The organism is Pullulanibacillus camelliae, assembly GCF_014642655.1.
Classification (GTDB): domain Bacteria; phylum Bacillota; class Bacilli; order Bacillales; family Sporolactobacillaceae; genus Pullulanibacillus; species Pullulanibacillus camelliae.
On sequence record NZ_BMIR01000039.1, the window covers coordinates 1 to 12,117 of the forward strand.

Genomic DNA, 12,117 nt, shown 5'->3' on the forward strand with positions numbered 1-12,117 from the left:
TCTACGATGTATTTGCTCTGGTAGGCATACATTTATGATAGAGTGCCTCTTCTTTTTTGGCTAGGATTTTGTAGAAATACCACCGAGAACTATTTTACACATACGGGTGCAAAAGTCTATTCTGAGGCAAAAAAAGAAAGGCAACCGCTAAACGGTTACCCCTCTCATTCAGCTTCCCTCACCATGATTTTGCCGAGAGTGATTGCGATTTTTAATTTTTTTAGAGCCACTAAGAGGTTTAGGTTGACCACCTTGACGTTGCTTCTTTTTTTCTGCCATGATCAAGCTCCTTTCAAGTACCAGCTACCTTCACATTATTTACAACAACAGCTATTTCTATTTATGAAAGCCATTGATTTTCTTGAAGCAAGCCTTCCTTATCAATTCGCCTATCTGTCACTAAGCTAAACAAAATATAAGCTACCAAGGAAACAGCAACAGGCAAAACGACGGGATGTAAACCAAATGGCTCAGAAATAATGCCATGATCCATTAAAAGCTGTATGATCAAATATAAACCGACCCCCGTAAGAATCGAAGCCAAGGCACCATACTTATTTCCCTTTCTCCAGTACAAACCAAATAGAATTGGCCAAATAAAAGCGGACTCCAAACCACCAAATGCAAATAAATTCAGCCAAATCAACAAATCAGGCGGATGAATTGCCATAAGAAAAACAATAATACCGATGATAGTCGTAATGGTGAAACTTAGGCGCCTGATGCTTGTTTCTTTCATATTGGGACGAATATAATTCAAGGTAATATCTTTGATAAGCGATGAACTCACCAGGAGTAAAAGCGCATCAACGGTTGAGATAATGGCAGCCATTGGCGCAGCTAAGACAATGCCGGCAAGCCAGGGCGGTAAAACCTTCATTGCTACTAACGGCATGATTTTATCTCCCACTGTTACCCCAGGAATGAGTGTTCGCGCAAAAGCCCCTGTCAAATGCATGCCAAGCATAATAACACCAACCACGATTGTTCCTATAATAATGGCGCGGTGCAAGGAACGTGAATCCTTATATGACATCGCCCGCACAGTGATTTGTGGTAAACCGACAACCCCTATGCCCACAAGCAACCAAAAAGACGTTACATAGGCTGATGACAGCTGATGATGTGGACCATAGGGTGTAATCAGGCTAGGATCAATCGCCTTCATTTGCTCAATAATATGGGGCACACCGCCACCTGCAATGATCGTGCCGATGAGTAAAATCATTGTTCCGACAAACATGATTGTTCCTTGTACCATGTCGGTCATCGCTAATGCGCGAAAGCCACCAATAATAACAAAAATTAGAGCAGCTAACGTGAATATAAACAGCGAGCTAATGTAAGGCATCCCAGTTATCGATTGAATGAGCCTTCCTCCACCCACCCATTGTGCGGCCATGGAAGAAAATAAGAAAATGACGATACTCACAGCTGAGAATATAGCAACCCATTTACTCTGATACCTTGTTTTTAAAAAGTCAATCATCGTTACCGCCTTCATTTTTCGAGCAACGATAGCAAATTTTTTACCAAGAATCATTAAGGTAAAATAACCTGTAACCACCTGAATTGACGCCAACAGCACCCAACCGAGTCCCATCTCATAGGCTGTTCCCGGTCCGCTTAAAAAACTGCTAGCACTGCCATAAGTGGCCACCATCGACATCGCCAAAATGAATCCACCAAGCTGACGGCTTCCTAAGAAATATTCTTGCAAGAAATCAGAAGGCCCCTTAACATACCTGCCCATATACATTCCGATAAGAAGAATAACGACAAGAAATAAAAATAAAGTAACAACAACCCATACATTCATTCCTCATCCCTCTCTTCCTCAATCTCTAGGGGGATCTCTTTAAAAGTACATTTTACGAAAACAATGACTAAGCCTGTTACAACAATAAAGCCCAAGATACAGCTATAAAAAAACCAAGCCGGAAAACCCAATATGTAATGATAGTGGGAAATTGGTTGTGAGCCAAAACCATAGGCAAAACCATACCACCAAATAAAATTAAACGCTGCTATCCCTACACCAATCCAAGCTTCTCGATGAGCAACGATAAATCGCGAATCACGTTTATTTCTTTTCTGGTTCACCATCCATCCACCTTTACAAATCAAAGTATTCCCATTATAACATGCGCCTACATTGCATTCATCTTTACTGGAACAGACTCACCCCAAGCGTTTTATAGATAAAATGTGTTACTTCTTTAACTCTTTCTCATACGTTTCCCTACATGAGCTACTTCACATTAGTACCCAAAATTTTATACATGCTTCATCAAGAAAAACCAAGCTTAAAAACACGCATGGTCCTTGTCTGGGTATAGAGCATCATCAGATATGGAAGGGGCTTCATTGCATGGTCAGATGGATGGGAGCGAAGGCGCGAGACGCCTGCGGGAACGGGGCCAGCGTTATTTTCTCGAATAAACGTCGAGTTGTTCCGAGAAAGCTGACTTCGAAGCCATACGCGTAGACGCAGGATCAGGGGATTTTTATTCATCAATACTTTGGAACACAGATAAAACCATTCCAAAATGAGCGGAGGCCACTAAGGACGATCGGCTAAAAGCGTCGCGTCATTGAGGCACTTCGGCTAAGTGCGTCACATAAATGTGACAATACCGAAGCTAGCACATCACTACCACCCCAAAAAGTAAAAAGCACTTTTCGGGGACCCCGATGGTGCGCCGAACGCCGACCCTACCCACATCGTGTGGGCATGAGGAAAGCGAGCTGCCTTGAGCGGAAGCTCGCACCGTCCTCATGACCAGAAATTTTATACTTTCTGATCTTTTAAAAAAAGGGTAGAAATAAGATCATTTCTACCCCAGACATTCCGTTGATTATTTTTCATCCTCTTTTATAAAAATCGCCTTGACCGTTTCAATGGTACCTATTCCATACAAGGCGTATTCTATACCGCGTAAGGTTGTCTCAAAGGTGATTTCCCAGCCCTCTAACCAAGAGAACAGCAGCCCTAGTCCAATTGAAAGGATGGGTAAATACCTTTTGGGAAGTTTTAATGCTTTGCGAATCGCATACAAGACAAAGGCGAGGGCTACGTAGACTCCAAAATGGATTGTCAATAAGTCTCCCATTATCAAGCCCACCTCTTTAGCATATCAGGACCTCCCCGTTCACTCTTTAGTTAAGGGATGTCCTTATTGCATTGTATGTTCCCAGCATAGCAATTGATTGGGTAGCAAAGCCATCCTCCCTCTCGCCTATTTTATATAAAATAGTTATCTAGTCAATTCCATTCCTCAAGCTCTCCACATACACTGTAGTGAATGAAAAAACAAAGGAGTGATTTGATGGGCTATGCAGCTGGTTGCGGCGGCGGCGGTGGCGCTGGTTACGGCGCTAATGGTTTCGCCTTGATCGTTGTACTCTTCATTCTCTTGATCATCGTAGGTACAGCTTACGTTTGGTAAGATTACCCTGCAATCAAGCAGCTTCTCATATATTGAGGGGCTGTTTTTTTAACTTATCGCTTGTACATTAATACCTAAATGCAAGCATTGCCACGCACGATCTCGTTGCTAACATACAAGAAGTTCTATGATAAAAGTAAATAGCAACAAGACCAAGAACTCCTCTTGGCCTTGTTGCTATTAAAAGAGCATGGGGCCTTGAGGTCCGCCCCAATGTGGCGGCATTTGATAACCTGGATGACCTGGATATCCTGGCCAGCCTTGACCATAATTCCAACCGCCTTGGTGCCCGTGATCCCAGCCGTCTTGACCATAACTCCAACCGCCTTGGTGCCCTTGGTCCCAGCCGTCTTGACCATAGCCCCAACCGCCTTGGTATCCATGATCCCAGCCGTCTTGACCATGGCCCCAACCGCCTTGGTGTCCATGATCCCAGCCGTCTTGATCATAGCCCCAACCGCCTTGGTGTCCATGATCCCAGCCGTCTTGACCATGGCCCCAGCTGCCTTGGTGTCCGTGGTCCCAACCACCATGGCTCGAACCCCAACCGTCTTGTGAGCCAAACCCAGGCTGCTGAGATGAGGGCATGCCCGCTCCATCTCCCATGAATGGATATTGTGAAGGTGTTTGTCTCTGATCTTCTGTATACAAGCTTAATTACCTCCTCCTACTGATTAACAAGCTCAATGACAGTCTATTCTTCTTACAAAAAGTTGTAGCTTTTCCAAGAAGGACTCTACTGCCCAATTTTGCAGCAAATGCCTATTAGTCGTTGAGGATGAAAAGCTTTGATTAATTAGAGGCCGATCTTAAGAAACTTGGGAAGCGAACAAGAGCAACAGCAAACCCGATGACAGCAAAGAGGAGTAAGACCGCAGCCGAACCCATGATCCCGCCGATATGTGCATGATGCACGATAATATTTTGTAAACCCTTTTGAGCCCAGAATTGCGGAAACACATGTCCAAGCTTTTGTACAAAGTCTGGCATTAAATAACCTGGCACCCATAATCCTCCCAGCATCGCACCCGCTAAAGCAATCACTTGAGTGACAACCATGCCAACAGTTTCCCCACTAACAATGAATGACAGCGCTAGACCAATTCCTGTCCCACAGAGGCTGATACAAATAATGAGTAAAGCAAGCGCTGAGAGATCGCCAAGATTCAAGTCGTACATAAGATGTCCAAATAAGAACAGCACCACACATTGGGCAATGACTGTGATTACAAAGGGAATCCACATGCCTATTAAATAGTGCATTGGCCTTATACTCGTACTGCGAATTCTAGAAATCAATCCTGATTCCTTCTCCTTGAAAAAGCGTCGGACCATTGAAATCATAATATAAAAGACAAACATAACTGTCATGCCAGGAACCACTTGTGATATATAGTTATAATTATCTGAGGCCGTCTTAACATCCTTAATCTGAATCGGCGAGGCCAGGGTTTGTTTAACTTGTTGCTTCGTTTGCCCCATTTCAGCTAAGGTTCGACTAAGTTTTTGTTCCCGATATTGACTCGTTATGTTCTCCAACACAGATTCAATGGGTGCCACAGAGCTTTCAGAAGCTGGATCCTTATACAGCTTAATCGCCGCTTGCTCACCGCCAGTCAAACGGGTTTCAAATCCTTTAGGAACAACGATGATTGATGCTTCCTGTCCCTTTTTAATTTTACTAATCTCATCCTTTAACTGACTGGTTGGAGAGGCCTTCACCTTCATTCCAGGTATGGCATCAATTTGTTTTAGAAAAGCTTTTGAAGCTGAAGAATGATCGAGATCAATGACATTAAAAGTCAAAGACGTATCATCTGAATTATTGAAAATGGACCCAAACATAATAATAAAAATTAACGGCATCGCTAGTAAAAAAAAGAAATTTGCTTTTTCTTTAACCATAATTTTCAATTCTTTTATCATGACTGCCTTCATTGTTCACCCATCCTTTTATCCCTTAATCTCGCAAAGCCGTTCCAGTCACTGTCAAGAAAACATTTTCTAATGAAGGACGGACGATTTCTAATTGCTTTACATCCCAATCCCTTTGTGATGCCATCAAGAGCAATGACTTCATAACCTCTGACACGTGTTCCGTCTCCAATATCCACCCGGCTCCTTCCTTGATGACCTGATCCACCTGTGTCAGCTCTGGAGGGTTAACCTTGCCACCAATCTCTAAATAGATAGCCTTTCGTCCATACCGTTCCAATAATTCCCCAAGTCCTCCTTGGGCTTTCACCAAACCATTATCTATAATCGCAATTTCATCACAAAGGGCTTCGACCTCTTCCATATAATGGGTAGAATATATAATGGTCGTTCCTGCCTGATTCAATGAGCGAATCATATCGAATATATGATTCCGAGACTGTGGATCGATTCCTACTGTCGGTTCGTCTAATATCAATAACTTAGGACGATGCAAGAGCGCTGCAGCAATATTAATCCGCCGCTTCATCCCACCTGAGAATGTTTTGACTGGATCTTTGCTACGATCAGATAAGCCCGTTTGTTCAAGAACCTCATGAATTCTTATTTTTAAAGTCTGACCTGCTAGACCATATAATTGTCCAAAAAAGTAGAGATTATCGTAGGCACTAAGCTGTTCATATAGCGTAATCTCCTGCGGAACATAACCAATATATTTTGATACGACCGACTGATCCTTGGAAACATCTTTTCCAAATAATTTAGCCGAACCCTCATTTGCTTTAATGACGCCCGTTAATATCTTCATCGTTGTCGATTTTCCAGCCCCATTTGGTCCTAATAGCCCAAAAGAACTGCCAGCCTGAACGGTAAAACTCACCCCATTCAGCGCCTGCTGCTTACCATACACTTTCGTCAGACCTTCAACTTCCAAAAATGGCTCGACAGGCCGTTGCCCCTGCTCAATATCTAATGCATTCATATATATCCTCCTAGAGTGAGAGTTTTCGATCAATTAAATAGGCGGTCAAGCGGATAACAAAGTAGATTAGCACCCACCCCAAAATTATAAAGCCAATAAAGATCGTGGAAAATGGGAAAAAGGTTACCGATTGATCCCCTGAGAATTGAATATAAATATTGTTGCCTTTGCTTTCGAAGAAGCCACCGCTCCAATAAACCATACTGCCTAAACCCATAAAACAAAACCAGAGAATGGGAGTGATAACCCTCAGATTCGTATACTGGGAAATTGCCAAAAATTGCCCTAAGCCTATCAGTATGGGGCAAGCTAATGCGATTAAGAGCATCCAATTACAGCCTAAAATCATAAACTGGCCAATCATTGGCCAATTGAAAGAACTCGTGATGGCAGCAATGTAAACAACATAAATGAAACCAACAACAAGAATTGCCGCTAAAATCATAAGGCACTGAATCAAATTGGCCACATACTTTGCACCAATGAGAGCAAGCCGGCTGTATGGAAGCGAAAGCCACCAGCCAAGCGTATCGTTACTCCATTCCCGCTTCGCATGTCCAAACCCGATAAAAAAGACCATGTAAGGTAAACCAAACGTAAAGTACCACGTATTTGAGAGGCGAAAATCTGTTGTTTTTATAAGGAGCGTCGTTCCAATGAAAAACAGCAGGAGCATGACCAATGCATAACCGATTTTCCAGCCCCTTTTAAATTGCCTTTTCTTCTCTTTACTGCGATCTCCCGTTAGATTCATTTCATGTCGCACCAGCTTCCAAAAAAGAGAGGCCTCCATTATAATTCCAACCCCCTTTTATAAAGTGAACGAAACACTTGGTGCATTGAGCCATATTCTGCTCTTAGGGCTTCTGTGCGCCCTGTCCATATCGCCTTGCCTTTATCCATTAACACAGTGAAATCAAACAGCCCTTCAATTTCATGGATTTCATGCGTACTGATCAAAATCGTTTGCTCGCGTTCATGCAAATAGTCGATTATCCCTTCAATAATCTGCTCTCTTGAGAGGACATCAATGCCTGAGAACGGTTCATCTAGGATGACGACAGGAACATCCCGAGCCATACACAAAATCAGCATCAAACGTGCTTCTTGTCCCTTTGACATCCCTCGTGCCTTTAGGTCCAGATCGAGCTCCATAAAATCAGCTAACTTTTCAGCCTGTTCTCTTATAAAGTGGGGTAAAAAGCTCTCAGCCCAATCGAAGGCTCGCCTAACAGTATGATTAGGATACCAGCGGGCTCTATCAGGCAAGTAAGCAATATCCGCATTATTCCGCCAGTTAGGCTTTTGGTTTAAAATTTCTAAAACGCCACTATCAGGCTGCACTAAGCCAACTAGTGATCGAAAGAAAGTCGATTTCCCGCATCCATTAGGGCCTAGAACACCCACAATACTCTGCTCAGGGATATCTAATGTTAAGCCATTAAGTGCTTTTTTATCATCATATGTTTTTATTACATCACGACATTGGATAACCGTAGACATGCTCTTTCTCCTCTCTTCACCTCTTATTTTTCATATACGCTTCAATGTCCGCCCATGTATACCCTAGATTCTCCATGTGTTGGATGAAAGCATCAATATATTCTTGAGCCAGTTGATGGCGAAACTGCCTCACCTTTTCCTGAGATGTCGTCACAAAAGTGCCCTGGCCGCGCCGTTTTTCTGTCAAACCATCACGTTCCAGCTCTTGATAAGCCCTCATTACTGTATTGGGATTTATTTTTAGGACTTGCGCTAATTCCCTAACGGATGGAATTTTCTCACCCAAGTCAATCTCTCCTTTTGCAATTGAGCTTCTAAATTGATCTAATATTTGTTCATATAACGGTTGGCTAAAATCAATTTGAAAATTCAAGCCGCCAACCTGTCGTTCATCCATATCTACCCCTCCAATTGAGGCTTTAGACACTCATTAACCTAAGTGTATTATATCACTTAATACACTTAGGTCAATAGGCATTATTCCAATTTCACACACTAAAGAAAGCCTTGTTTTTCAAATCATTCGCTAAGGGTAGCAAGTCTCAGATGGAGAAAATCCAAGCCTGAACTTATAAAGTATTCGCAAACTTATAAATGCTGACATTATAATAAGAAAAACCGGGCAAAAAGCCTGCCCTGTCCTTGTCTAGCTATAGGAGCATCATCCAATATGAAAGAGGCTTCATCGCAGGGTCATGTGGATGGCAGCGCAAGGCGCGAGATTCGGAACACTCTAAAAGCGTGTGTTCCTCGGGCGCCGCTGACTCATGATGCGGAGACTAGAGTCCTGCGGGAAGTGGGAGATCGGTAAGACTTAGCAGTGCAAAGGTGCGAGGAGGCTTAACACTCTCCCGCGGAAAGCGAGCGGCCTGGAGTGGAAATCCGCAACGTCCTCATAACCAGAAATTTTATACTTTAAAAAAAGATGATTATCCGTAAAAGGACAATCATCTTTTAAAATAAGCTTCACTTCGTAACAAACGTATCCTCTATTGGATAGGGCTCTGCTTTAACTTGTTCATCAATAACCTTGTAGACATCTACTAAGGATTGCACCACTCCCACATTATTCTTAAATGAAATATGACTCGGTTTAAAATGAACAGGCGAATCAATACCAGCAGCGGCCGCCAGCCGGAACAAGCCCTTTCTAAGCGTTGTAACATAATTGACAACACGCCACTTTTTCTCTTCAATGACAAGAGCACGTTGTAAGTGAGGATCAGTAGTAGCAACACCTGTCGGGCACATATTCGATTGACATCTCAGCGCTTGAATACAACCGACTGTGATCATAAAACCACGTGCAATATTGATAAGATCAGCCCCCATTGCCAGAGCAATGGCGATCCGATCAGGAGTGATCATTTTTCCGGAAGCGATAATCTTAACGCGGTCTCTGATGCCAAATCGGCGTAACGTGGCATCCAATATCGGCAGCGCCGAGCGAATCGGAAGGCCAACACTATCGATAAGCTCTTGATAAGAGGCCCCTGTTCCCCCTTCTCCACCGTCAACGGTAATAAAATCCGGTGATTTGCCTGTTTCTTTTATGGCTGCAGCCAAATCAAAGATAGCGTTGTTACTCCCAATAACAAGCTTAACCCCCACTGGTTTCCCTGTATGTTCCCTTATTTTTTCTATCCAGTCCAACATGGTATAGGGGTCATCAAACTCTTTGAAGCGATTGGGGCTGTCAACCGATTTCCACGGCTCAACCTTACGAATCTCAGCTATTTCTGGTGTGACTTTTTCCCCATCCACATGTCCACCACGCGCTTTAGCTCCTTGTGCCAATTTAAGTTCAAAGGCTTTGATTTGCGGGATTTCACTTTTTCTTTTCAGTTCATCCCAATCAAAGTTCCCATCATGATCACGAACACCAAACAATCCAGGGCCAATTTGCATGATGATATCGACGCCACCTTTTAAATGATAAGGTGAGAGTCCACCTTCTCCAGTATTCATCCATGTCCCTTTGGCCATCCCCAGACCTTCAGATAAAGCCGTGATCGCATGCTTTCCAAGCGCTCCATAGCTCATTGCTGACATGCCAATTAGGCCACGCACTTCAAAAGGAGCTCGGGCAGAATGCTTACCAATGACAATCGCATCCTCTCTATGTAAAAGGTAAGCTAAGGATTCATCATCTACAAACTTTTCTTTTCGAAAACCAAAGAGTGAATCCTTAAGAAGTAAATATTTTCGTGTCCTAACCTTCGTTTCTTCATCCATCTTCATCTCATTCATCTGTTTCGGAAAGAGATTATTCCGTACAAAATAGCCTTCTTTATCAAAGTCTCGTTTGGAACCAAAGCCAATGACATCGCGTTTATATTTTGCCGTTTTCACAATATGCTCATAATCATCTCGGTTAAAGGGCTGTCCTTCCTTATCATTATTAAACCAGTATTGACGCATTTCTGGACCTATCGCTTCAAGAAAGTAACGCACCTTACCGATGACTGGATAATTGCGTAAAATCGGATGCATTTTCTGTGTGCGATCATGGAAAAACATCGTTAAAAGCATAATGACTAAAGTGACAACAACTAACACCATGACCACAAAACCAATGATCGTAAAGATATGTGCGAGTGGCAAAGACATCCTCTCCTTTTTCTTTCATAGGCTATCTTTAGTTTTACCGAAAGTTATCGATCTATTCTCATTTAGCCTTTGCCCTTCAGCCGAGTCGCATCCCAAAAACGGCCATTTTTTAAAGCAGCGCATAGAAAAAGCGTTCTTTTTTTATCCTACAAAAGAACGCTCGTTCATTTATTTATGATTTCGCTTGTCATCCTTTAAATCAGTCTCTACTTTTTCTAAAGCATACTTAATGGTGGCGACTGTCCCTACCCCATATAAGGCGTATTTAATACCTGTTAATAATACGGTGGAATTAAAAGCTCCCGATTCGAACCATGAATAACCTACTCCTAAAACGATAGCGACAATGGGAATATAGCGATTTTTAATATGAGTGGCTTGTCTGATGGCATAAAGAACGAACCCTAAGGCAACATAAGCACCAAAATGAAGGGAAAGAAGCTGATCCATCGGCATTCTCCTTCCATAAATTAGCTGTAAGAAACGGTCGTCTACTACTTATTTATGGTTAAGTTTAAATGAATATGTCGGCGGTTGTCATGAGGCAAAGGAAATATGGGCGACATATCGATAAGCAGAAACTCTCAGAGGAATGCGGATTAATCATTAGACTAGCAAAAAACAGGAGCCGATACATTCAAGCTCCTGTTCATTCTTACAAATACATATAGGCAAAAAATACAATAGCGATGACAAACCGATAAATAGCAAAGGGAATGAGCTTAATCCTTTGCAAAAGCTTAAGGAAGAAAACAATAGCAAACATGGCGACAATAAATGCTGTGATAAAGCCTATAAGAAAAAGGGGAAGATCACTAGCATTTAACGTATCCAAGCTTTTATATAAATCCAATCCCGTTGCACCAATCATCATAGGAACAGCAAGGATAAAGGAAAACTCAGCAGATGCTTTATAGCCTGCTCCAACAAGCAAGCCTCCTGAAATCGTTGATCCCGAACGAGAAAAACCAGGCCATAATGATAGACATTGGAAGAGACCAATTTGAAAAGCCTGCTTATAAGAAAGCTGATCAATCGATTCCCGTTTATCCGTTTTCCCCCTTCGATCAGCAAAGATGAGCAGAATGCCACCAGCAACAAGCCCTACCAAAACAGTTGCGGGAGAGAATAAGTAAGTTTTAATAACATCATGAAGGAATAGCCCAAGAATAACTGCTGGGATGGCCGCGATAATGATATGTAATAAATTCAGTGGGTGAGACTCTCGCTTTACTTTATAGAGCCCAAACAAACTAAGAAATCTTTTAAAATACAATACGACCACCGCTAAAATTGAACCAAGCTGGATAAAAATTTCAAAGGTCTTTGCCTTATTTCCAGTAAATCCAATGAGGTCACCAACAAGAATGAGGTGCCCCGTAGAAGAAACGGGAGCGAATTCAGTGAGTCCTTCCACAATTCCCTCAATTATTGCATTTAGTGTGTGCATTGAATAACCTCTCTTCGTAGTCTAACATCTTGTACAAATGAAGCTTATCATAGAAACGTTTTAAAGTCTCCCCACCCTGCATATTCGTTTGTGTCAAACTTTTCTCGGTACCCTATTCATCCCAGTATTTCTGGCACTCTAAATTTGTACGCTTTTCCAGCTACCGCGCGAATGTCTTCGCTTGGTTC

Annotated in this window: 14 protein-coding genes; 1 reads left to right on the top strand and 13 read right to left on the bottom strand. The window is 42.5% G+C overall.

Going from position 1 to position 12,117, the window contains the following annotated elements; all coding sequences use genetic code 11:
* Positions 1-168 precede the first annotated feature (168 nt).
* From IEW82_RS19580 to IEW82_RS19595, 4 genes are all read right to left on the bottom strand, one after another.
* Positions 169-279 carry a small acid-soluble spore protein P gene (locus tag IEW82_RS19580; RefSeq protein ID WP_188699019.1) on the bottom strand — a complete coding sequence of 37 codons (111 nt, stop codon included), beginning with the start codon at positions 277-279 and terminating at the stop codon, positions 169-171.
* Between the two features lie 61 nt (positions 280-340).
* On the bottom strand, positions 341-1,819 hold the full coding sequence (panF, locus tag IEW82_RS19585) for a sodium/pantothenate symporter (RefSeq protein ID WP_188699020.1): 1,479 nt from the start codon (positions 1,817-1,819) through the stop codon (positions 341-343).
* Positions 1,816-2,106 carry a YhdT family protein gene (locus IEW82_RS19590; protein WP_188699022.1) on the bottom strand — a complete coding sequence of 97 codons (291 nt, stop codon included), beginning with the start codon at positions 2,104-2,106 and terminating at the stop codon, positions 1,816-1,818. Before IEW82_RS19590 ends, panF begins: the two co-directional genes overlap by 4 nt.
* A 752-nt stretch (positions 2,107-2,858) precedes the next feature.
* Positions 2,859-3,113: a hypothetical protein gene (locus IEW82_RS19595; protein ID WP_188699024.1), complete on the bottom strand. Its 255-nt coding sequence runs from the start codon at positions 3,111-3,113 to the stop codon at positions 2,859-2,861.
* A 216-nt stretch (positions 3,114-3,329) separates the two neighbouring features.
* On the opposite strand from IEW82_RS19595, the gene IEW82_RS19600 reads away from it, so the two are divergent.
* A complete protein-coding gene (locus IEW82_RS19600) occupies positions 3,330-3,449 on the top strand; it encodes a YjcZ family sporulation protein (protein ID WP_188699033.1) in 120 nt (39 codons plus the stop codon).
* A gap of 180 nt (positions 3,450-3,629) precedes the next feature.
* Here the strand turns inward: IEW82_RS19600 and IEW82_RS19605 are convergent, their stop codons facing one another.
* The 9 genes from IEW82_RS19605 to bacA form a co-directional block, all read right to left on the bottom strand.
* Positions 3,630-4,100, bottom strand: a complete 471-nt coding sequence (locus tag IEW82_RS19605) for a hypothetical protein (protein ID WP_229672827.1) — start codon at positions 4,098-4,100, stop codon at positions 3,630-3,632.
* Between the two features lie 141 nt (positions 4,101-4,241).
* Positions 4,242-5,387: an ABC transporter permease gene (locus IEW82_RS19610; protein WP_188699035.1), complete on the bottom strand. Its 1,146-nt coding sequence runs from the start codon at positions 5,385-5,387 to the stop codon at positions 4,242-4,244.
* 22 nt (positions 5,388-5,409) lie between these two features.
* Positions 5,410-6,366 (bottom strand): ABC transporter ATP-binding protein, encoded by a 957-nt coding sequence (locus tag IEW82_RS19615; protein ID WP_188699037.1) that lies wholly within the window; start codon positions 6,364-6,366, stop codon positions 5,410-5,412.
* A 10-nt stretch (positions 6,367-6,376) separates the two neighbouring features.
* Positions 6,377-7,159: an ABC transporter permease subunit gene (locus tag IEW82_RS19620; RefSeq protein WP_188699038.1), complete on the bottom strand. Its 783-nt coding sequence runs from the start codon at positions 7,157-7,159 to the stop codon at positions 6,377-6,379.
* Positions 7,159-7,869, bottom strand: coding sequence for an ABC transporter ATP-binding protein (locus tag IEW82_RS19625; protein ID WP_188699040.1), 711 nt, complete (start codon positions 7,867-7,869; stop codon positions 7,159-7,161). The genes IEW82_RS19620 and IEW82_RS19625 overlap by 1 nt, the downstream gene beginning before the upstream one ends.
* A gap of 16 nt (positions 7,870-7,885) precedes the next feature.
* A complete protein-coding gene (locus tag IEW82_RS19630; RefSeq protein WP_188699042.1) occupies positions 7,886-8,266 on the bottom strand; it encodes a GntR family transcriptional regulator in 381 nt (126 codons plus the stop codon).
* A gap of 569 nt (positions 8,267-8,835) precedes the next feature.
* Positions 8,836-10,479: an FMN-binding glutamate synthase family protein gene (locus IEW82_RS19635; protein ID WP_373285745.1), complete on the bottom strand. Its 1,644-nt coding sequence runs from the start codon at positions 10,477-10,479 to the stop codon at positions 8,836-8,838.
* A gap of 168 nt (positions 10,480-10,647) precedes the next feature.
* Complete coding sequence (locus IEW82_RS19640; RefSeq protein WP_188699046.1) at positions 10,648-10,929, bottom strand: phage holin family protein; 282 nt, start codon at positions 10,927-10,929, stop codon at positions 10,648-10,650.
* A gap of 205 nt (positions 10,930-11,134) precedes the next feature.
* On the bottom strand, positions 11,135-11,929 hold the full coding sequence (gene bacA / locus IEW82_RS19645) for an undecaprenyl-diphosphate phosphatase (protein WP_188699048.1): 795 nt from the start codon (positions 11,927-11,929) through the stop codon (positions 11,135-11,137).
* Positions 11,930-12,117: the final 188 nt, after the last annotated feature.

Excerpts from the sequence above, each read along its gene's own strand:
- IEW82_RS19590 (WP_188699022.1), bottom strand. The coding sequence starts at position 2,106 with ATGGTGAACCAGAAAAGAAATAAACGTGATTCGCGATTTATCGTTGCT.
- bacA (WP_188699048.1), bottom strand. The coding sequence starts at position 11,929 with ATGCACACACTAAATGCAATAATTGAGGGAATTGTGGAAGGACTCACT.
- IEW82_RS19640 (WP_188699046.1), bottom strand. The coding sequence starts at position 10,929 with ATGGATCAGCTTCTTTCCCTTCATTTTGGTGCTTATGTTGCCTTAGGG.
- IEW82_RS19595 (WP_188699024.1), bottom strand. The coding sequence starts at position 3,113 with ATGGGAGACTTATTGACAATCCATTTTGGAGTCTACGTAGCCCTCGCC.
- IEW82_RS19630 (WP_188699042.1), bottom strand. The coding sequence starts at position 8,266 with ATGGATGAACGACAGGTTGGCGGCTTGAATTTTCAAATTGATTTTAGC.
- IEW82_RS19635 (WP_373285745.1), bottom strand. The coding sequence starts at position 10,479 with ATGTCTTTGCCACTCGCACATATCTTTACGATCATTGGTTTTGTGGTC.
- IEW82_RS19600 (WP_188699033.1), top strand. The coding sequence starts at position 3,330 with ATGGGCTATGCAGCTGGTTGCGGCGGCGGCGGTGGCGCTGGTTACGGC.
- IEW82_RS19620 (WP_188699038.1), bottom strand. The coding sequence starts at position 7,159 with ATGGAGGCCTCTCTTTTTTGGAAGCTGGTGCGACATGAAATGAATCTA.
- IEW82_RS19610 (WP_188699035.1), bottom strand. The coding sequence starts at position 5,387 with ATGAAGGCAGTCATGATAAAAGAATTGAAAATTATGGTTAAAGAAAAA.
- IEW82_RS19625 (WP_188699040.1), bottom strand. The coding sequence starts at position 7,869 with ATGTCTACGGTTATCCAATGTCGTGATGTAATAAAAACATATGATGAT.
- panF (WP_188699020.1), bottom strand. The coding sequence starts at position 1,819 with ATGAATGTATGGGTTGTTGTTACTTTATTTTTATTTCTTGTCGTTATT.
- IEW82_RS19580 (WP_188699019.1), bottom strand. The coding sequence starts at position 279 with ATGGCAGAAAAAAAGAAGCAACGTCAAGGTGGTCAACCTAAACCTCTT.
- IEW82_RS19615 (WP_188699037.1), bottom strand. The coding sequence starts at position 6,366 with ATGAATGCATTAGATATTGAGCAGGGGCAACGGCCTGTCGAGCCATTT.